This window comes from Myxococcus eversor (assembly GCF_010894455.1).
GTDB lineage: Bacteria > Myxococcota > Myxococcia > Myxococcales > Myxococcaceae > Myxococcus > Myxococcus eversor.
Genome location: NZ_JAAIXY010000008.1, coordinates 1 through 18776, shown reverse-complemented (window position 1 = coordinate 18776; position 18776 = coordinate 1). Strand labels below are relative to the sequence as shown.

The 18776-nt window shown below is 69.5% G+C and carries 19 protein-coding genes; 12 read left to right on the top strand and 7 right to left on the bottom strand.

Annotated features, from left to right (window positions below):
* Window positions 1–100: 100 nt before the first annotated feature.
* Window positions 101–391: a FruA-associating protein, FapA gene (locus G4D83_RS17430; RefSeq protein ID WP_163865902.1), complete on the top strand. Its 291-nt coding sequence runs from the start codon at window positions 101–103 to the stop codon at window positions 389–391.
* A 56-nt stretch (window positions 392–447) separates the two neighbouring features.
* Here G4D83_RS17430 and G4D83_RS17425 read toward each other — a convergent pair whose 3' ends face one another.
* Window positions 448–1674, bottom strand: a complete 1227-nt coding sequence (locus tag G4D83_RS17425; RefSeq protein ID WP_163865901.1) for an acyltransferase family protein — start codon at window positions 1672–1674, stop codon at window positions 448–450.
* A gap of 150 nt (window positions 1675–1824) precedes the next feature.
* On the opposite strand from G4D83_RS17425, the gene G4D83_RS17420 reads away from it, so the two are divergent.
* A complete protein-coding gene (locus G4D83_RS17420) occupies window positions 1825–2442 on the top strand; it encodes an RNA polymerase sigma factor (RefSeq protein WP_163865900.1) in 618 nt (205 codons plus the stop codon).
* Window positions 2439–2942, top strand: coding sequence for a zf-HC2 domain-containing protein (locus G4D83_RS17415; protein ID WP_163865899.1), 504 nt, complete (start codon window positions 2439–2441; stop codon window positions 2940–2942). The genes G4D83_RS17420 and G4D83_RS17415 overlap by 4 nt, the downstream gene beginning before the upstream one ends.
* Window positions 2943–2951: 9 nt before the next feature.
* On the opposite strand, the gene G4D83_RS17410 is transcribed toward G4D83_RS17415, so the two are convergent.
* Both G4D83_RS17410 and glpD read right to left on the bottom strand, forming a co-directional pair.
* On the bottom strand, window positions 2952–4733 hold the full coding sequence (locus G4D83_RS17410; protein ID WP_163865898.1) for a S8 family serine peptidase: 1782 nt from the start codon (window positions 4731–4733) through the stop codon (window positions 2952–2954).
* A gap of 227 nt (window positions 4734–4960) precedes the next feature.
* Entirely contained in the window at window positions 4961–6658 is a 1698-nt protein-coding gene (glpD, locus tag G4D83_RS17405; RefSeq protein ID WP_163865897.1) for a glycerol-3-phosphate dehydrogenase, read from the bottom strand.
* Window positions 6659–7700: 1042 nt separating this feature from the next.
* Between glpD and G4D83_RS17400 the strand changes: the two genes are divergently transcribed.
* The 4 genes from G4D83_RS17400 (at window position 7701) to G4D83_RS17385 (ending at window position 12108) form a co-directional block, all read left to right on the top strand.
* Window positions 7701–8120, top strand: coding sequence for a hypothetical protein (locus G4D83_RS17400; protein WP_176434343.1), 420 nt, complete (start codon window positions 7701–7703; stop codon window positions 8118–8120).
* A gap of 213 nt (window positions 8121–8333) precedes the next feature.
* On the top strand, window positions 8334–10505 hold the full coding sequence (locus G4D83_RS17395; RefSeq protein WP_217911248.1) for a TonB-dependent receptor: 2172 nt from the start codon (window positions 8334–8336) through the stop codon (window positions 10503–10505).
* On the top strand, window positions 10502–11272 hold the full coding sequence (locus G4D83_RS17390; protein ID WP_163865896.1) for a hypothetical protein: 771 nt from the start codon (window positions 10502–10504) through the stop codon (window positions 11270–11272). The genes G4D83_RS17395 and G4D83_RS17390 overlap by 4 nt, the downstream gene beginning before the upstream one ends.
* Entirely contained in the window at window positions 11269–12108 is an 840-nt protein-coding gene (locus G4D83_RS17385) for a hypothetical protein (protein ID WP_163865895.1), read from the top strand. Before G4D83_RS17390 ends, G4D83_RS17385 begins: the two co-directional genes overlap by 4 nt.
* Before the next feature lie 75 nt (window positions 12109–12183).
* Here the strand turns inward: G4D83_RS17385 and G4D83_RS17380 are convergent, their stop codons facing one another.
* The gene (locus tag G4D83_RS17380; protein WP_163865894.1) at window positions 12184–12390 is read right to left on the bottom strand and encodes a hypothetical protein; all 207 of its coding nucleotides are present in this window, start codon (window positions 12388–12390) and stop codon (window positions 12184–12186) included.
* 217 nt (window positions 12391–12607) lie between these two features.
* On the opposite strand from G4D83_RS17380, the gene G4D83_RS17375 reads away from it, so the two are divergent.
* On the top strand, window positions 12608–13030 hold the full coding sequence (locus tag G4D83_RS17375; RefSeq protein ID WP_163865893.1) for a hypothetical protein: 423 nt from the start codon (window positions 12608–12610) through the stop codon (window positions 13028–13030).
* A 4-nt stretch (window positions 13031–13034) separates the two neighbouring features.
* On the opposite strand, the gene G4D83_RS17370 is transcribed toward G4D83_RS17375, so the two are convergent.
* Entirely contained in the window at window positions 13035–14882 is a 1848-nt protein-coding gene (locus tag G4D83_RS17370; protein ID WP_163865892.1) for an ATP-binding protein, read from the bottom strand.
* A gap of 332 nt (window positions 14883–15214) precedes the next feature.
* Between G4D83_RS17370 and G4D83_RS17365 the strand changes: the two genes are divergently transcribed.
* Window positions 15215–15559, top strand: a complete 345-nt coding sequence (locus G4D83_RS17365) for a hypothetical protein (protein ID WP_163865891.1) — start codon at window positions 15215–15217, stop codon at window positions 15557–15559.
* Between the two features lie 156 nt (window positions 15560–15715).
* Window positions 15716–16600: a tetratricopeptide repeat protein gene (locus G4D83_RS17360; RefSeq protein ID WP_240356377.1), complete on the top strand. Its 885-nt coding sequence runs from the start codon at window positions 15716–15718 to the stop codon at window positions 16598–16600.
* A 139-nt stretch (window positions 16601–16739) separates the two neighbouring features.
* Here G4D83_RS17360 and G4D83_RS17355 read toward each other — a convergent pair whose 3' ends face one another.
* A complete protein-coding gene (locus G4D83_RS17355; protein ID WP_163865889.1) occupies window positions 16740–17039 on the bottom strand; it encodes a hypothetical protein in 300 nt (99 codons plus the stop codon).
* Between the two features lie 64 nt (window positions 17040–17103).
* Here G4D83_RS17355 and G4D83_RS17350 point away from each other — a divergent pair, with 64 nt between their 5' ends.
* Entirely contained in the window at window positions 17104–17304 is a 201-nt protein-coding gene (locus G4D83_RS17350; protein ID WP_163865888.1) for a SlyX family protein, read from the top strand.
* A 4-nt stretch (window positions 17305–17308) separates the two neighbouring features.
* On the opposite strand, the gene G4D83_RS17345 is transcribed toward G4D83_RS17350, so the two are convergent.
* On the bottom strand, window positions 17309–17755 hold the full coding sequence (locus G4D83_RS17345) for a hypothetical protein (RefSeq protein WP_163865887.1): 447 nt from the start codon (window positions 17753–17755) through the stop codon (window positions 17309–17311).
* A gap of 259 nt (window positions 17756–18014) precedes the next feature.
* On the opposite strand from G4D83_RS17345, the gene G4D83_RS17340 reads away from it, so the two are divergent.
* Window positions 18015–18557, top strand: coding sequence for a quinone oxidoreductase family protein (locus G4D83_RS17340; protein WP_163865886.1), 543 nt, complete (start codon window positions 18015–18017; stop codon window positions 18555–18557).
* The last annotated feature ends 219 nt before the right edge of the window (window positions 18558–18776 follow it).

Below are 18776 nucleotides of genomic sequence, written 5' to 3'. Positions count from 1 at the left end.
CCGCTCTGAGTGGTTCCTGGGCGCCGCGTGCTCGCTACAAGACAGACACCTGCCCGAGCGGACAGGTGCCTGCTCGGCGCTCGGTTCACATTCTCAATTCATGACTACGACACTTGAGCATGCCGGTTACAACAAGATGACGGTGCTGTATCCCGAAGAGCACGAGCTGCTGACGCCTGGTCAGTCGCTGAAGGACCCTCACGCGGCGGCCAAGCTGCGCCTCCAGGCGAGCCTCTGGCTCAGCCGTGCGCAGCGCGAGCTGCATGACGCCATCTTCCTGCGAGACGGCTCCGACGAGAGCATGGACCGCTACTGCAGCGCCCGCGCGGAGCTGGACTCCGCCGAGGCGTGGGCCCTGATGGTGGCCAAGGCGCTCATCCAACCGGACTGACGGCGCGCACGACGGCGCGCGGGACGCATCAAGCCTCCCGCGCGCGTGTCTGTGCTTCAGCTCGCGGCGCCTGGAGAGCTGCTCGGGGCAGGCGCGGGAGTCGGAGCAGGACGCTCGCTGTACGGGAAGTAGTCCTTGAGCTTGAGGAAGTGCTTCTCGAAGAGGTTCCAGCTCACCAGGGCGATGCCCAGCGAGAGCGACGCGGCCACCACGTAGAAGAGCAACTGCACGGGGAAGTCGGAGCCTCCCACCTGCTTCAGCGGCGTCTTCAGCACGGTGCGCCGGAGGATGGCATCCAGCGGCGAGTGCACCAGATAGATGGCATAGCTGTACTTGCCGTACATCAGGAGCACGCGGTTGGAGAAGAAGCGGTGGAGCAGCGTGCCCTGCTTCGCGGCCACCACGCGGTACACCAGCACCGTGTAGAGGATGCCCACCGCCGTGTAGCCGCCGGTGCGCAGCACCGTCTTGAACGCCGGGCCCACCGGCAGCGCAATCACAGCCGCGACCACGGGCAATGCCAGCCACGGCGCCCAGCGCATCCACGGGAAGGCGGATATCCCCTTGCCCTCGGGATGTCGCAGCGCCAGGGACAACAGCGCGCCCAGCGCGAGCGAGTCCACGCGGCAGAGCGTCACCACGTACGTGCTCTCCTCGCTGGCGCCGTACAGCGTGAGGCCCACCCGCACCGCCACCGCCATGGCGATGGTGCCGAGACACAGGCGGATGGCGCCCTTGTACGAGACGGCGGCGATGAGGAAGGGCCAGACGATGTAGAACTGCTCTTCAATCGCCAGCGACCACACCACGCCCAGGATGGGGTGCGTGGTGTCTGTCCACAGCTGGTAGAAGTTGGAGAGGTAGAGCAGGTACCAGACGGCGCCATCCGTGGTGATGCGCTCGTCCAGGTTCAGCCGCCCCACCAGCGACGGCAGCACGAGGAACGAGACGGCCAGCGCCGCGTAGTACAGCGGGAAGATGCGCAGCACGCGGCGCGCGTAGAAGTTGCGGAAGTAATACGTCTGCCCCTTCGCCTCCCACAGGATGCCGGTGATGAGGAAGCCGGAGAGGACGAAGAACAGGTCCACGCCCGTCCAGCCCGCACCGGCCAGCCACCAGGTGGCGCGCCCCGCGACGCTCTGGTCGCTCAGGTGCGTGGTGTGGAAGAAGACGACCAGCAGGACCGCGAGGCCCCGCACACCGTCGAGCACGGGGAGGTGGCCGTGCAGACGCGGAGCGTGCGCCGCCGGAGCCGCGTCCGGACGGGCGTAATCGGAAGACATGGGATTCTCATACCAACAACGCCAACTTCCCAACAAGGTTGGCTCCCGGCCCTTGGGAGAAGACCAGGCGGGCATCCCGTGACACCCCCACCCGTGAGGGATTCGACGGGGCCGCTGAAACTCCCGGGCCTCTCGTGACACGGTAGGGCCGTGGCTCTTCTCTCCGCCGTGAAGATGGTCCTGGTGGGTACGCCTCCATCCGACACGGATGGGGAGCGCGGCCTGCTGCGCCGGGCGCGCACGGGGGACCCCGCCGCCTTCCGGGTGATTTTCGAGCGGCACTCCCCCGCCGTCTGGCGTTTCTTGCGAGACCTCCTGCGCGACGAGGCGGCCGCGGACGAGGCCACGCAGGAGACCTTCGTTCGGGCCCATTCGCGGTTGGGCGCGCTGCGCGACGAGGACCGGGTGGGCTCGTGGCTGTTGGGCATCGCCCGGCATGTCTATCTGGAGTCCCGCCGCACCCGGGGGGTTCACGTGGATGTGGCGGACGAGGAGCACGCGCACCAGGTGGAGGCGGTGCTGCCCACGCCGTCGCCGGAGGACCTGTTGCTGGACCAGGAGCTGGCGGGGCTTTTGACGGAGGCCTTGGGGATGTTGCACGCGGAGCGCCGGGCGGCGCTGCTGCTGCGCATCGACCATGGGCTCGCCTATGAGGAGATTGCCTCGGTGATGGGCTGGTCGCTGCCGAAGGTGAAGAACGAAATCCACCGCGCGCGCCTGCGCCTGCGCGAGCAACTGGCCGCCCACGTCGGAGGAGGACGCCCATGAGCACCTGCCGCGAGAGCGAGCTGGACGCGCTGCTGGCCGGAGAGCTGGCACCCGAGGACGCCGCGCGGGTGCGCGCGCACGCGGAGGTCTGCGCCGCCTGCAAGCACGCGTTGACGTGGCAGCGGCTGGAGCGCGGGTGGATGACCCAGCGCGCGCGCCGGGAGCCTGCCCGCCCCGCGCTGAGCTTCTCCGCGCTGGAGGCCCGGCTCGCCGTCGCCCAGAAGGCCCCGGCGCCCGTGCGTCACGCGCGGCGAGAGGGACAGTGGCGGCACTGGGGGAAGATGGCGATGGCGGCCGCGGCGGCCGTGGCCTTCGTGGGCCTCAGCCTTCCTCGGGGCGGCACCGGTGTCGGCGTGGGCGTCGGGACGGAGGAGCCGTGGAGTCGCGAGCTCCTCGTCGTCACCGGCGTGGAGGCGTGCGAGGACGCCGCCGCCGCGCTGGAGGCCCGGGTGGGCGCGTGCCTCATCGCCTCACCCATGCTGGCCCTGCGCGCGGACTGACTCGCGCGGTTACGGCGCGGGCGTCGGGCAGCGCTGCTTCGCCAGGTCCACGGCGGCCTTGGCCTGCACCAGCCCGTAGCCGAACCTCTGGTCCTTGCCGGTGTCGCCCAAATCCCTCGCGCTCTCCTGGAGCACCGCGCGCACCTGGTCGTTGGTGAGCGCGGGGCACGCGCTCCACACCACCGCGGCCACTCCGGCCACGTGCGGCGTGGCCATGGACGTGCCCGACTGGCGCAGGTAGTCCAGGCCGGTGACGTCCACCGTCGCGTCCTGTCCCGCCAGGCCCTTGAGGGTGTTGGTGGAGGCGAGCGTGACGGACGTCGTCGGCACCCAGTGGGTGGAGGGCGTGGTGAGCGTGAAGTTGCCCGCGCCATCCTCGGTGGTGTTGTTGCCGACGATGATGGCCTTGGCGCCCGCGCGGATGGCGTTGCGCGCCTTCTCCTCGAACAGGATGCCGCCGCCCCGGTCCACCAGCGCCACGAAGCCCTCGCAGGTGGCGCCCGTGCCGCAGGAGGCCACGCGCTCGCCCAGGCCGCAGTACACCATCTTCCCCGTGTAGACACCGACACCGGTGTACTCGAGCGGTTCGGAGGCGTAGCGCGTGCCGGAGACCTGGACGTCGCCATACGGCGCGCCACCGACGATGGTCGCGCTCAGCACGCCCACGCCCGGCGCCACCAGCGACACGAAGTCGCCGAACTGCGAGAAGGGCGCCCACGCGCTGTTGTTGTCCACCGCGCCCACGGCAATCACCGTGTCGTAGCCGGCGGGATAGGACGTCTCATTCGTGCCGCGGTTGCCCGTGGCCGCGATGGCCACCATGCCCTCGTCGTGCGCTTTCTTGAACGCGAGCTCCTCCGCATCCGACTTGACCGTGGAGCCCAGCGACAGGGAGGCGATGTTCGCGCCCTGCTCCACGCACCACTCCATGGCGGCGATGACGTTGCCGGTGTTGCCGTCACCGTTGACGTTCAGCACGCGGGCCACGAGCAGCGACACGGTGGGCGCCACGCCCGCCACGCCATTGGGCTCCTCGCCGGGGCGCACGCGCGCGCCCGCGCCGAGCTGCGCGGCGATGGTGGCCGCCGTGTGGGTGCCGTGGCCGCCGCCCCACTGCAGCACGCCGTCCACCGTGCCCCGGTCCAGCGGCTCGGCATCGTCGTCGAGGAAGTCCTTGCCGCCGATGTACGCCGCCGCCAGCTCCGGGTGCCGGTTGTCCCAGCCGCTGTCGATGATGCAGACCTTGATGTTCGTGCCCGACGGAGCGCCGGTGTCCAGCTCACCATCGTTGTTCGCGTCCCAGACCTGGGTCGCCTGCACCGCCTTCAGGCCGTCGGTGTATTCACCGATGGAGCCGCGCGTGTTCGGCAACGCTGCCTGCCAGAGCGAGGGAGACAGGCTCGGCAGGGCGAACGCGTGCACGGGGCGGTTGGGCTCCACCCGCAGGACGTCGGGGTTGCTCTCGAGCGCCGCGCGCGCCTCGGGCGTCACCTTCGCGACCACGGTGTTCAGCCGGGGGAAGCGCCGGCTGACCTGGGCGCCCACGCGCCGCGCGTCCTCGGCGAAGGCGTCCGTGTTCGCCATGGCGCTGGCGGACATGCGGGGGCGGAAGGTGATGAGCACCGACTCCGAGCCATCGTCCTGCGCATCGAGAGACGACCGCGCGGGCGAGGGAAGCGACATCTCCTCCGTGCCGGGACAGACGTCCTCGGTCTCCACGGGGGGACGGTCTGGCACCTTGGTGCACGCCACGGCCCCACCGAGCAACCCGAGCCAGACCCAACGCTTCATCGTCATTCTCCTTGAGCATCCCGGCCAGCGGATAGGTACGTCACCTGCGCCGGCGTGGATCCACGGCCGGGGTGAACGAGAGCACATCGCTTCGCGTTCCCCACGTGCAAGTTAAGCACGCTGGCCGTCCGGCTGCTCGCGGGCCTGTCAGGCGGAGGACGACTCTCTCAGGAGGTGAGACATGCGGGCGTAAGCAGGCGAACGCTGGGCGCGGGCTTTCGACCGGCTCAGGACTCCGCGCTGTCGATGCCGAAGATACGCAGCGCGTCGGAGGCATAGGTGTCGAGTTGTCGCTGTGTCTCGGCGGCGTCCCACCCCACGCGGGGGGCGATGACCTCGGCGGCCACCTGGGCGGCACCTCGGCCCAGGTCCCGTGTCTCGAAGGCGACCTTGAGTCGGCGGATGAGCAAATCCGAGAGCGAGTGGACGAACTCGTGGGTGACGCCCCACACGGCCTCGGCGGCGCGGTACGGCAGACCTTCGGCGAGCGGACGAGCCAGCGAGGCGTCCTCGCGCGTGAGGGCCCACACCCGGCGCCAGCGGCTGCCGTAGGCGCGCACCAGGTGAGCGGCGGTGGCCGCGTCGCCCACCGTCTCGCGCGCGGCGGCCAGCTCCGCGTCCATGCTGGGGATGTCTCCGCCGGGCAGCGGGAGCGTCTCGGTGGGCGACTTGCGACGAGGCTGCCCGAGCTGACGCTCCACGGCGTCCACGACATCGCGAGCCATGACGCGGTAGGTGGTGAGCTTTCCGCCGCTGATGGCGAGCACGCCGGTGGGGCTCACGTCGATGTGGTGCTCGCGGCTGGCGCTACCCGGGTCTGCCTGGGTGCCATGGTAGCCGGTGGCGGAGAGGGGGCGGATGCCGGCCCAGGCGCTGACGACATCGGCGCGGGTGAGGTGGGCTTCGGGGAAGAAGGCGTTCGCGGACTCGAGGAGGTACGCGACGTCGGTCTCACTGGCGCGCACCTCGGCGGGGTGGGCTCGCGTGTTCGTCTCCGTGGTGCCGATGATGGTGAAGTCGTCGGCGGGCAGCACGAACATGACGCGGCCGTCCTTGGGGGACAGCAGGGTGAGGGCATCGCGGTTGCCCAGCCGTTCGCGAGGGACGGCGACGTGGACGCCCTTGCTGCCGCGCACCGCGTGCACGTTGCCGCCGGAGGCGTCGAGCTTGCGAATCTCATCGCTCCACGGGCCGGTGGCGTTGACGATGGCGCGAGCGCGCACCGTGATTTCCTGGCCGGTGAGGTGGTCGACGACGACGGCGGCGCGGGCGTGTCCGTCCTCGACGATGAGGCGTTGCACGGAGGCGTGATTGAGGACGACGGCGCCGGCTTCGGCGGCGCCCAGGGCGTTGGCCAGGGTGAGGCGGGCGTCGTCGGTGGCGGCGTCGTAGTAGCGGGCGCCGCCCTTGAGGGCGTCGGTGCGGAGGGCGGGCTCGGCGGCGTGGAGCTGCTCGCGGTTGAGGCGCTTGTAGCCCTTCACGTTCCGGAAGAGGGAGAGGGCGTCGTAGAGCATGAGGCCCGCGTTGAGCTTCCAGCGAGGCACGCGAGCGCCGGCATAGACGGGCCACACGAAGGCGAGCGGGCGCACCAGGTGGGGCGCGAGCCTCAGCAGGCGCTGGCGCTCGATGCTGGACTCGAAGACGAGGCCCAGGTGGCCGTGCTCCAGGTAGCGCAGGCCGCCGTGGATGAGTCGGGACGAGCGGCTGGACGTGCCGCTGGCGAAGTCCTCGCGCTCGACGAGGGCGACCTTGAGTCCTCGGAGGACGGCATCGCGCGCGGAGCCAGCGCCGGTGACACCGCCGCCGATGATGAGGACGTCGAACTCCTCGGTGGCCAGGGACTTCAGCCGCTCGGAGCGAGGCTTCGTCGGTGGGATTTCCCCTTCGGTGGACAACTGGCGCAGCGCCGCGGATTCAGAACGCACGTGCTGATTGTAGTGACGGACCGCCCTCGGTGACACGGGAATCAATGCGCCGCGTCAAGCGGGCTACAGCACCCACATCCCCGAGGGGGACTGGTGGACAACCTCCTGGGTGGAGTGACGAGGCGACGGCGGAAGGCTCGTCCCAGGGGGAGGACGAGGGCGAAGGAGCCCAAGGACCGTGGAGTCGACCTCAGGCGGGCACACCGGGCGACGGTGGGCACGTTCCTGAACCACGGAAGAGGTAGGCGCAAACTACGAGGGCGAAGCATCCGAACGGTGGGCGCTGTACCGCCCCATGGGGGCCGGGAGCGCCATGACTCACGGGCCTCACACACCCAAACGAGGAGTTCAGTGCGGCCCCTTGAGCGCACGACGCGCGGGCCTCACACACCCAAACGAGGAGTTCAGTGCGGCCCCGCGAGGCGCCGTGAGCGCAACGACTCGCGGGCCTCACACATCCGAACGAGAAGCTGAGTGCAGCCCTCCGCGAGGCGCCGTGAGCGCACGACGCGCGTGCCAGGCCACGCGGGCCGCACAGCCTCCGGCCGGCGGGCGCTGCTTTCCGGGCGTTGTGAGATCACACACGGGCCACACATCCGGACAGCGTGCCCTGTCCGTATAGAACGCCGACATGGGTCCATCAGCACGGGTAGAGCACCGGGACGACCACTCCCGGGCAAGGACATCGAGGCGTCATCGTCGCGCCTGGCCCATCGACATCCGCGCGGCACAACGAGCGACACGCGCGGGTGAATCGCCGACTCCAGCGGCCTGGCGAATCACTCCAGCGCCGTCGTCATCCGAACTCCCTGGTCAGGAGAAGCGGTGCGCGAAAGCCGCGCGGTCCGAGCACGAGACTCGACTGCTGAGTCCTCGAGTGAATCGGGCTCCACGCCGCGAAGCCACCCGGGTGCACCCGAGCGAACGCGCCTGCATGTCATTGATTGCAGTAACTCGTGGACACCCAGACCGCGGTTGCCTTGCGCGCACGGAGGAAGCCGGGTAGGAGGCGGCCACCGTCCCCTGCTCCGCTGACCACTCCTTGCTGAATCCCCACGACCGACGAGACCTCGCGAGCCTGGGCCTGATGGTCCTGGTGTACGGGCTTGCCGTCGCGCCGGTGTTGCACGCGGTGGTGGGCCACGCGGGTGGGCTGGGTGGTTCGGCGCATGTCCACCGTCATGGCGGAAAGGCCCACTCCCACGAGGCCCGAGCCGAGACCTCTTCCCTGTCGCCAGAGCAGCCTCGGAAGACCGACGGTCAGAAGAACGAGCGGCACGGTCAGGAGGGGCACAAGCACCTGACCGGCTCGGTGGAGCACCTGAGCGCGGTGGCGACGACCTGGGCCGTGGTCCATGTGCCCGTGGTGCGCTGGGTCTCCTGGACGACTGAAGTCGCACGCGGGCCCGCTGTCGCGCCCGGAGCCTCGCCGAGACCCACGGCGATGCCACAGGGCCCGTAGTCCAGCCCCCCATCACCACAATCCATCGAGCGTGAGCCCGGTGCTCTCGCGCACGTGTGCGCGGAGTGAGCACGAGGTCTTTCACGCGTCATCGCACATCGCTTCCCGTCTCCACGACGGCGGGCTGTCACGGCGATGCGCCAGCGGTGTCACGCGAGCAGTCCGCGTGAGCGAGGGCGCAGGAGCGTGAGCTGTCCCGCCGTGGGTGCCTCCATGTCCGTGCGTGTCCTGGCAGTGCTGTCGACATGTCTTCTCGCGTGGTGTCTGCCCTGCGTCGCCAAGGCGCAAGAGGCCGACGCGCGTCCGGAGCACCAGCCCCGCGTGACGAACACGGAACCCACGAGTGAGCACGAAACCAACCCGAAGGAACAGGACCCCACCACCGCGGACGCACCGCTCCCCCCGGAATCACAGCCCGTGGGGAACACGGTGGTCCAAGGCACGAGGACCCCACGAAGCGCTTCAGAAGTCACGCTCGGCCGAGACATCCTGGATGCGGCCCCGCGAAGCAGCGCCGTCGACCTGTTGCGCGCCATCCCGGGGATGGTGGCCTCGCAGCACAGCGGTGAAGGCAAGGCCCACCAGCTCTTCCTGCGCGGCTTCGATGCGCTGCACGGCCAGGACGTGGAGCTGGACGTCGCGGGCCTGCCGGTGAACGAGGTGAGCCACATCCACGCGTTGGGCTACGCGGACACCAACTTCGTCATCCCGGAGGTCGTCCAGTCGATTGAAGTCACGGAGGGTTCGTATCGCGCGTCGCAGGGCGACTTCGCGGTCGCGGGCACGGTGCGGATGGACCTGGGCGTGAAGGAGCAGGGCGTCCACTTCGCGGGCACGCTGGGGCAGTACCGTCAGCGTCGCCTCGTGGCCACGGTGCGGCCGGGAGACGACCCGGCAACCTTCGCGGCGGTGGAGCTCGGCGAGGGCAAGGGCTACGGCTCGCAGCGAGGCTACGGCCGGGCGTCACTGCTCGCGCAGGCGACGACGCGCCTCGGAGACGGGCTCACCGTGCGAGCACTCGGCGCCAGCTACGTCACGCGCTTCGACTCACCGGGAGTCGTGCGAGAGGACAACCTGCTCACGGGCAACAGCGACTTCTTCTCCGCGTCCACGCCGCGCCAGGGAGGCACGGTGTCGCGACACCAGCTCCTGCTCGGAGTGGACCTCCCCCGAGCAGGCAAGGGTCGCACGAAGCTGGAGCTCTTCGGCGTCATCTCCGACCTGCGCCTGCGCAACAACTTCACGGGCTACCGGGTGGACGACCGGGGCGACGGACTGGAGCAGACGAATGACGCCACGGTGCTGGGAGCGCGAGCGGAGCACCGCCGCAACGTGACGACGTTCGGTCGCCCCGTGACGCTGGAGCTCGGCCTGGGCGCGCGGCGGGACGGCGTGGAGCAGTCACAGCGTCGCTATCGAGAGTCGGACGGCACGTTCTTCTCCGACGAAGTGGACGCGCGCTTCACACAGACGAACGTCTGGGGCTGGGCGGAAGGAAGGATGTCGCTCGGCCGCTGGGCGCTGCGGCTGGGAGGCCGAGCGGACGCGTTGGGCGTGGAGGTCTTCGACGCGCTCGCGTTCCGGGACCCGCGTTTCTACGACGGGCAGGGCTATTCGCGCAGTGCCTTCGGCATGCACCTGGGCGCGAAGGCGGGCCTGGAGTACGCGCTGTCCGATGGCGCGGAGTCGTGGAGGTTCTTCGCCAGCTATGGAGACGGCTTCCGCTCTCCCCAGGCGCGAAGCCTCTCCGAAGGAGAGCGAGCCCCCTTCGTCTCCGTGCACGGCGCGGAATTAGGAGCGAGGAAGGACGGCGAGCGATGGGCCGCGCAGCTCAGCGCCTTCGGCTCGCAGGTGGAGAACGACTTCTTCTTCGACCACACGGTGGGCACCACCGTGTACACGGGCGAAACGTTGCGCTCGGGGGTGACGGCCTCGCTCCAGGCGCGTCCCCTGCCCGGCTTCGTCGCGGCGCTGAGCGGCACCGTGGCGCACGCGTACGTGACGGCGACGGACACGCTCTTGCCCTACTTCGCGCCGCTCGTCGCCAGGGCGGATGTCGGCTGGGAGCGGCCGGTGGAGTGGCTGGGAGGCGAAGGCACCCTGTTCTCCATCGGCACGGGCCTGACGTTCCTGGGTCCACGTCCGCTGCCCTTCGACGAGCGCAGCCAGGCGGTGTTCCTCGCGGACGCGGAGATGGCGCTGCGTCGAGGGGAGCTGGGCTTGCGTCTGGAGGTGCGCAACCTCCTCGACTCGCGCTGGAGGGATGGCGAGTTCGTCTACAGCTCGCGCTTCAACCCGAGCGCCCCGGCCAGCCTCGTGCCAGCCAGACATTTCACCGCGGGGTCGCCTCGGATGGCCTCGCTCACCTTGGAGGTCCATCTATGAAGCGCAGAAACATGCTGAGAGGCGCATTGGCCGTTGCCGCCGCGTCCTCTCTGTCGTTCTTCGGCTGTGGCAGCGAGGCGGAGCGGCGCGCCTTCCCCGTGGAGGTGACGGCGACGACGTTGTCGGAGGAGCGCAATGAGCGCGGGTGGCGCATCGTCCTCGACTCCGCGCACGTCTCCGTGGGCCCGGTGCGTTTCTTCGAGGGCCGCGTGTTGCTGTCGAGCCGCCCCACCCCGCGCTTCGACTGGTACTCGCTCATCGGCGGCACGGCGCACGCACACCCGGGCCACTACATACCGGGCGACGCGCTGGGCGAACTGCTGGAGACGCACACAGTGGACCTGCTCGGCGCGGTCAGCGTCCTGGGCACGGCGAGCGCGGTGACGGGAGAGTACGGCTCGCTGGAGCTGACGCTCACGACACCCATGGAGACGCAGGGCGCATTGCAAGGCCACGCGGTGCGAGTGGTCGGCACGGCGACGAATCCGGATGGAGGCCAGGTGCGTTTCGATGTGAACGCGGACCTGCCCAAGCCGGTGGCCGGCGTACGCTTCGAGAAGTCCCTCGGGATGGAGACGGGCCGGGTACGCCTCACCGTGGACCTGAGGAAGTGGCTGGACCGCATCGACTTCGCCACCGCGACCGACCCGGACGCGGATGGCGTCTACACCTTCCCCGCCGACAGTCAGGCGCGCAATGCGCTGCTGCGCGGCGTGGAAGACACAACCGCCTACGTGGTGACGTGGGAAGAAGGAGCCATGCAATGAGGAACTGGATGCTGGGGTTGTCGTGCCTGGGGCTCGTCGCGTGCAGCGATGGCACGGGCAACGTGACGTTCACCACCTACGGCGAGGACTTCATCGAGAAGGAGATTCCCGCCGCGGTGGGCGAGGAGGCGGGCTTCGTCGATGGCTGGACGGTGCGCTTCCAGAAGTTCGTCGTGGTGCTGAGCGAGGTCAAGGTGGAGACGCACGACGAGGTGGCCGCGCAGCAGTCGCAGGCCCGTGTGTTCGACGTGCACAAGCCGGGGCCCGTGGTGGTGGAGTCCTTCAAGGACCTGGACGCGAAGGAGTGGGACCGCATCAGCTACGCGATTGCGCCGGTGGCGAGCGCGGTGACGGGCAACGCGGACGCGGCGGACGTCGAGCGGATGAAGACGGATGGCCTCAGCGTGCGCGTGGTGGGCACCGCGACGAAGGGCGGCGTGACGAAGCAGTTCGACTGGGGTTTCACGACGAACACCCTCTACGAGCACTGCGAGAGCCCGGAGCTGGGCGCGGGCGTGACGGTGCCCAAGGACGGCGAGGAGACGGTGCAGCTCACCATCCACGGCGACCACCTCTTCTTCGATGACCTGCAGTCGCCGGACGCGAAGATGCGCTTCGACGCGATGGCGGCGGCGGACAAGCTGGGCATCGCCGGGGCGGACGGCGTGGTGACCCTGGAGGAACTGGCGGCGGTGGACCTCACGGAGCTGCCGGCGGAGCAGTACGGCACGGGGGGCGCGGGCAACGTGCGCAACCTGCGCGACTTCGTCACGGCGCTGGTGCGCACGGCCGGCCACTTCCGGGGCGAGGGCGAGTGCTCGCCCAAGTCCCGCTGAGCTGAGCTTCCGTCATTCCATCTCCGGTGCTCTGGTCCGGCCGGAGATGGGATGACGTTTGGGCGAAAACGGACTTCAGTGCTTCGAGGGGTCCGGACGTCCGCCGCCGCTGGACGAGCCACCCGGCGTGGTGGACGGCGGGTTCTTGCTGCCTCCGTGGTTCGGGTTCATCGTGTTGGAGCGGTTGTCCTGCGCGGACTTCTGCGAGGGGTTGTTGGGATTCTTCGAGTCGGAGCGCTGGTCATTCGCGCTCGGCGTCTTGCCACTTCCCTTGTTGCCCATGGGCGAGGCCTCCAGATGCTCGAGTAAGGAGTGCTCGAGCGGGACGCACCGTAGAGAGTGGCTCGCGAGGGAGCACTCGACCGACGGGCTCGCCACGCTGTCCTGAAGCGTACGTCCGCGCGGTGGGTGCCCCGCGTTGCGGGCCTCCGTTCGCACGTGCGGGGATGGCGATGCGCGCCCGAGTGCCTACCTCCCATCCACGGAGGTGATGGGCGTGATGAGGACGATGACCTATGAGCGCAGCGGCCGGACGAACACGGCGGCCCAGGCACTGAAGGTGGAAGGACTCAAGCACCTGTGGGTCCTGGAGCAGGGAGAGGTGGTGTCGGAGCGAGACCTGACGCCCCACGAGGCGCGGAGCCTCGGGCCCCTCCTCGAGGAAGCGACGCGGCAGCCGGCGCCCGCGGTGCTGGTCCCCCAGGCGGGAGGGCCGGACGGCCTCGCGGTGACGCTCGCGTTCGAGGACGAGGAGTCCCCTCGGGTCCGCCTGGCCGCGGAGCGACTGCCCGCGCGCGGAGCGGGACCGCACTACGACGCGCTGCTCGGCGAGCTGGACGCGCTGCTGACGAGCGAACTGCACGCCCGGGCCCCACGGCACGCGCACGTGGTGCTGCCGCATCAGCTTCGACAGGAGGAGTAGCGCCTCACGCGGAGGCGTCGACGGTGGCGGCGCTCTCCAGGGGCAACCGGACGATGAAGGAGGAGCCGGCGTCGGGTCGGCTCTCCACGCGGATGTCGCCGTGGAGGGCCTCGACAATCTGCCGGACAATCCACAGGCCCAGGCCGAAGCCGCTGTAGTGGCGTTGGGACACGGCGCGCTCGAAGCGGTGGAAGATGCGGGCCTGGTCCTCGGGAGCGATGCCGATGCCGTGGTCCTTCACGCACAGCCGCGCGAAGTCTCCTTCGCGGGTGACGTGGACCTCCACGGGCCGCTGCGCGCCGTACTTGAAGGCATTGGAGAGCAGGTTGGTGATGACCTGCTCCACGCGCACGCGGTCCCAGGAGCCCACCAGGGGCTCGTCCACCATGAGGCGCAGCGAGCACCGCGCACCCGCGGCATCCTCCTGGACTCGGGAGACCAGGTCCTGCGTGAGGGAGGACAGGTCCACCGGCTCGCGACGCAGGTCCAACCGTCCCGCGCGGATGCGAGACACGTCGAGCAACGTCGAGACGAGCTGATGGAGCTGCGTCATGGAGCGCAGCGTGCTCTCGACGCGGCGGTGCACGAGCGACACGGCGCCCTCGGGGTCCGTCGCGGGAGCGGCGCGCAGGAGGAACTGGAGTTGGAGTTGGACGGAGGTGATGGGCGTGCGCAGCTCATGGCTGGCGATGGAGAGGAACTCGTCACGGGCCTGGACGGCCTCGCGCAGGTCACGAGCCAGGTCTTCGGCGGCGCGTCGAGCCACGACCAGCCCCGTGACTTCCACGGCCACGGCCATGACGCCCTGGATGACTCCGCGAGCATCACGCCAGGGTTGCCAGGTGAAGTCATGGAACCGCTGCTGTCGGGAGAGCGCGGGGGTGACATAGGGAGAGGTCGACGCCAGGGGCACTTCACGTCCGGAGAAGGGCCGCCCTTCGAGGTAGACCTCATCGAGGAGGCTCAGCATGCCCGGGTCCATGGCCGGCTGGACGTCGCGCAGGGGCTTGCCGATGGCGCCACCGTCGACATCCAGCAGGGCGCGCGCCTGGGGGTTGAGCAGCGAACAGACGTGGTCGGGACCCTGGAAGACGGCGATGGCGGCGGGAGTCTGCGTGAAGAGGGACTCCATGCGCTCGCGCTGCGCCTGGGCTTCTCCCAAGGCGGCGTGTTCGCGTTCGAGCAACCGAGAGCGCTCCAGTTCGAGCTGCCGGCGTGACGTCGCATCGCGGAACATCCACACCGCGCCGGGGTCCTCGCCGTCGCGGCCCTTGAGTGGGGCGATGCACTCCTCGATGGGCAGCTCCCCCCCGTCACGTCGCTTCAGGGCGCGGGGCCACTGGGACCAGGTCGCGAGCGGCGTGGGGGGGCGGATGGTGGGGAAGGAGCCGGACTCGGGGCGGGAGCGCAGCACCTGGGACAGCGGCGCGCCGATGGCTTCTTGTTCCGGACATTGGAGCAGTTGAGCGGCGGCGGGATTGAGGTAGCGCACGACGCCATGGGCATCCGTGGCGAGGACCGCGTCGCCAAGGCTTCTCAGCAGGCGGGCCTCCAGCGGCTCTCCGGGAGGCGCCACGGTTCCATTCGAACGCCGTCCCGCCAGGAGGGCGACGAGCCCGCCGACGGAGAGGAACAGGGCGATCTCCAGGACGGCGGTGGCGACGGGATTCGCGGAGGTATGGGAGACAACGGCGAACGAGCCCAGCAACGTGGCCACCCACGCGGGGCCGGCGCCACCGACGAGCGCGGCGACGAGGACCGCGGCGATGGAGAGGAGGACCCCCAGGGACGTCGGGAGGGGCCCCAGCAGCCACGGGACGGCCCAGGCGGCGCCCGCGCAGAGTACGGCCACGCCATGTCGGGCCCACACCGGGCGCCCGAAGGCGGACGTACTGATATGGAGAGCGTGCGCACGCATCGGACGGCGTCTCGCTTCCTGGACAAAGGCTTCACACACCGGATGACAGGAGCGGGGGGAGGCTCTCGAGCCGACAGTCTGTCGGTGCTGATCTTCACCTGGACGCGCGGTGAAAGGCAAACACGGGGGAGGCGGGGAGATCTGCTTCCGCGCCACTTGTGACAAAGCATGAACAATAAGCAGACGAGCAGGCAGCGGTGAGTGGAGGCACGAGGAGGAAGGCAGGTGTGGTTGCCGAGTGCCTCGCGTTCTGTGAAGAGGGAGACATGACGCGAGTGCGGTTCTCCGTGCACCGCACGGTAGGAGAGGCGCGGTTGCTGGCGGGAACGCTGGAAGCCGAGGGAATGTCCGTGGAGGTGCGTGGCGAGGCCCTCGTGCCACTGAGCGGAGAGATTCCGAGCGGTGAGACGTGGGTGGAGCTATGGCTGCTGCCCGGCGACGTGGAGCACGCCCAGGGCGTGGTGGCGGAGCTGAAGAAGGACGAAGAGGAAGCGTCGCGCACGGTGGAGTGCCCCGGCTGTCGCGAGGAGAACCCCGGCAACTTCGAGCTGTGCTGGAGCTGCGGGGTGGAGTTGCCGAGGGGTCTTCGGACGAGACTTCGCGCGGTGTGAGCGGCGGCGCCTGCCCGGGGAGATGAAGAGGTGCGGAGGATGGAAGCCGAGCAGCCAGCGCCGGTGGAAGACGCGCGCGAGGGGCATGTGGACAACTTGGCCAGGCCGTCGCCCAGGCGTCATCGGGGTCTGCGCGGCATGGGGGTCGTCTGCGCCGTGGCGGTCCTGCTCCACCTCATCCCGCTCCTGCTGCCCAGGAACATGCCGGAGCAGGAGCTGGCCATCGCGCGGGTGACGCAGGGGGTGGACACGCGGGTGAAGCTGCTGCTCCCGCTGCGAGCGCACCCGAAGGCGACCCCCGCCGAGCTGCGTGAAGCAGCCGAGTTGCTCCTGGCCGGAGCGCCCGCCGAGGCGCGCGAGCTGGCGCAGGAGGCGGAGCGACGCGAGCCGGCGGCGGTGGAGACGCAGTTGTTGCTCGCGCGAATCTGTGACGCGGAGCGGATGGAGCGGTGCGTCCGCACCTCGCTGGAGCGGGCCGCGCAGGTGGCACCGGGAGACCCGAGGCCGGAGGTCTTGCGAGCGGAGTTGAAGGAGAAGAGTGGAGACACGGTGGGAGCCGCGGAGGCGATGGGCGTCGCGCATGGCAAGGCGCCGGCGGACCCGCTCATCGGCTTGCGGTATGCGCGGCTCTTGAGCGCGGCCGAGCGGCCCACGGAGGCCCTGGCGGTGCTCGCGGGGTTGCAGGGGAAGGTGCCGCGAGCGCGGCTGCTGGTGGAGCAGGGGCTGGTGTTGAGCGCGGACCGGAAGGACAGCGAGGCGGTGGCGGTGTTCCGCAAGGCCACGCAGGAGGACCCGAGGCTCTCATTGGCGTACTACGAGCTGGGCCTGGCTTTGTTCCGCGTGGGGGACGTCGAGGCCGCGCAGGAAGCCTTGAGACAGGCGGACCGGCTGGACCTGTCGAGCCCCAAGTCCCTCGCGGCGCTCTGCGCGCTTCAACTTCAAGCCAGGCTCATTGACGAAGCACGACTGACGCGGATGGACCTGGAGCGACGCTTCTCGGGGCGGATGGAGCTGATCCGCCAGTCATGCAGCATCCCCTGATGCCGATACATCGAGCCGGTTGCCGAGGCTCGGTTCCTCCAGTCACGCAGCATCTCCCCTGAGCCGAGACATCGAGCGCGTCACCGAGGCTCGGCTCCCCCAGCCTTACGACATCGCCCCGAGGCGATACATCGAGCCGTCACCGAGGCTCGGTGCCTCGAATCTGACGAAGCATCCGCGCGGAGGCCTTGACCTCGGAGTCCACCGCGCCGTCGACCCGCTCGGTGCGGACGACGGCCTGGAGGTAGGCAAGCGCCTCGTCATCGCGCTGCTGCTGGAAGAGGAACTCTCCGAGCGCGAAGCGGGCACGGGTCAGCAGGATGAGGTCGTCCGCGGCGACGGAGGCGTCGATGGCATCACCGAGGGCGGACTCCGCCAGCTCGGGTTGCCCGCGAGCGAGGAGGTCTCGAGCCCGCTGGAGGTGTTCCTGGACGTTCATGGCGAGACGGGAGCGTGTGGCGAGGGGGGACGACGAGGGCTTCTCCAGGGTAAGGGTAGGCCCCATGGACGAGAAGCGCATCGCCGAGCTGGAGATCCGCTACATGCAGCAGCAGGAGACGCTGCAGGAGCTGAGCGACGTGCTCTATCAGCAGCAGCGTGTCATCGAGGCGCTGCGGGTGGAGCTGGACATCCTGAAGAAGAAGCTGGAGGCGGAGCCCGGGCTGGTGGATTCCCGGCAGCACGAGCGTCCGCCCCACTACTGAGGCCTCAGAACTTGTAGGCCAGGCGCAGGCCGATGACGGGGTCGGGGTCCAGGTAGCCCACCTCGACGCCGATGCTGGCCGCCTTTCCCTGCAGGCCGAAGCCGAAGGCCGCGTGGGCTCGGAGTGCGTCTCCCCGGTCGATGACAATCCAGGGGCCGACGAGCCCCTCCACGTAGATTTTCGCGCTGGCGATGTTGGCGCGAATGACGAGGTCCAGGGGGATGCCCACGTCATTGCCATCGGTGATGAGTGACGCGCCGAAGCGGGCGCCAACGGAGACAGGCCCCGCGATTCGGCCTTCCACACCGAGCAGGAAGCTGAAGGCCGCGCTCTGGTCAATCCAGTAGTCGGCTCCGAGACCGACACGGACCGTGGCGGCTTCCGAGCTCATGGGCGCGACGAAGAATCCAGCCGCGAGCAGAACACCGAGCGAGGGACGAAGCAGCTTCATGCGGGAGGCTCCTCTGCCTGAGGGGGGCCACCCACTCAAGCAAGCCAGGCGGAGCGAGGCCAGTCACACGAGAGGTTCCTTCCGTCATTCCGTCGCTTTTTCCGCGCAGTGAACCAACGTCAACGGAACACCGACAGCCTCAACGGACCTGCCGTCGCTGGGCGGAATGCAGATAGCACCCCGTTCACGTGTGACGGCCCAGAGCGCCGTGCGGTGAGAGCGGCGGCATGAAGCAAGGTCCGCCGTTAGGAGGCTCCGCATGAAAGCCATTCGCTATCACAAGGTAGGGGGGCCGGAGGTCCTGCGCCTGGACGACGTGCCCGAGCCGACGCCAGGTCCCGGTGAGGTCCGCATTCGAGTGAAGGCGGCGGGAGTGAACTTCGCGGACACGGAGCGTCGTCGTGGCCTGTACGACGCGAAGTCACCGTTGCCCAGGATTCTGGGAAGCGAGGCCGCGGGAGTGGTGCTGGATTCCGTTGGAGCCAGCACCTGGGAAAGCAGCCTCGAGTCTCTCGCCCCCTTCGGTCACCTGGTGGCCTACGGAAGCGCGAGTGGACACCCGCCCCTCGTGAACGTGGAGGCGCTGTATGCTAGGTCATTGAAGATCAGTGCCTACTGGCTGCGCACGCCGCACCCACCGGCCCTGCAGCGCCAGGCGCGAGAGGCCTTGGGCCAGGCATTGGGGAAAGGGCAGCTGCGGGTGACGCTGGGCTTGGTGGTGGGGCTGGGAGAGGCGGTGCGGGCGCACCAGCAGCTCGAGTCACGCGCGACGGTGGGCAAGGTGGTGCTGCGGGTGCCCTGAAAGCTAGGCGCGGGCCCCACCGGCACGAAAGAGGCGCCTCGAGTCCCCACACGGCCCGCGGCGAGCCGTGAAGACCGCCCTGGCTGGGCCCAGGCACCCCGCCGTCGAGGCAGGGGGACTCCGTAGCCCGCAAAAGGAAAAGCCCCCGTCGCACGAGGCGACGAGGGCTTCTCTCAAAAAGAATCCGGCAGCGACCTACTCTCCCACGCGGTTTCCCGC

Excerpts from the sequence above, each read along its gene's own strand:
- G4D83_RS17430 (WP_163865902.1), top strand. The coding sequence starts at position 101 with ATGACTACGACACTTGAGCATGCCGGTTACAACAAGATGACGGTGCTG.
- G4D83_RS17390 (WP_163865896.1), top strand. The coding sequence starts at position 10,502 with ATGAAGCGCAGAAACATGCTGAGAGGCGCATTGGCCGTTGCCGCCGCG.
- G4D83_RS17425 (WP_163865901.1), bottom strand. The coding sequence starts at position 1,674 with ATGTCTTCCGATTACGCCCGTCCGGACGCGGCTCCGGCGGCGCACGCT.
- G4D83_RS17340 (WP_163865886.1), top strand. The coding sequence starts at position 18,015 with ATGAAAGCCATTCGCTATCACAAGGTAGGGGGGCCGGAGGTCCTGCGC.
- G4D83_RS17395 (WP_217911248.1), top strand. The coding sequence starts at position 8,334 with ATGTCCGTGCGTGTCCTGGCAGTGCTGTCGACATGTCTTCTCGCGTGG.
- G4D83_RS17410 (WP_163865898.1), bottom strand. The coding sequence starts at position 4,733 with ATGAAGCGTTGGGTCTGGCTCGGGTTGCTCGGTGGGGCCGTGGCGTGC.
- G4D83_RS17375 (WP_163865893.1), top strand. The coding sequence starts at position 12,608 with ATGAGGACGATGACCTATGAGCGCAGCGGCCGGACGAACACGGCGGCC.
- G4D83_RS17345 (WP_163865887.1), bottom strand. The coding sequence starts at position 17,755 with ATGAAGCTGCTTCGTCCCTCGCTCGGTGTTCTGCTCGCGGCTGGATTC.
- G4D83_RS17355 (WP_163865889.1), bottom strand. The coding sequence starts at position 17,039 with ATGAACGTCCAGGAACACCTCCAGCGGGCTCGAGACCTCCTCGCTCGC.
- G4D83_RS17385 (WP_163865895.1), top strand. The coding sequence starts at position 11,269 with ATGAGGAACTGGATGCTGGGGTTGTCGTGCCTGGGGCTCGTCGCGTGC.
- G4D83_RS17415 (WP_163865899.1), top strand. The coding sequence starts at position 2,439 with ATGAGCACCTGCCGCGAGAGCGAGCTGGACGCGCTGCTGGCCGGAGAG.
- G4D83_RS17365 (WP_163865891.1), top strand. The coding sequence starts at position 15,215 with ATGACGCGAGTGCGGTTCTCCGTGCACCGCACGGTAGGAGAGGCGCGG.
- G4D83_RS17350 (WP_163865888.1), top strand. The coding sequence starts at position 17,104 with ATGGACGAGAAGCGCATCGCCGAGCTGGAGATCCGCTACATGCAGCAG.
- G4D83_RS17380 (WP_163865894.1), bottom strand. The coding sequence starts at position 12,390 with ATGGGCAACAAGGGAAGTGGCAAGACGCCGAGCGCGAATGACCAGCGC.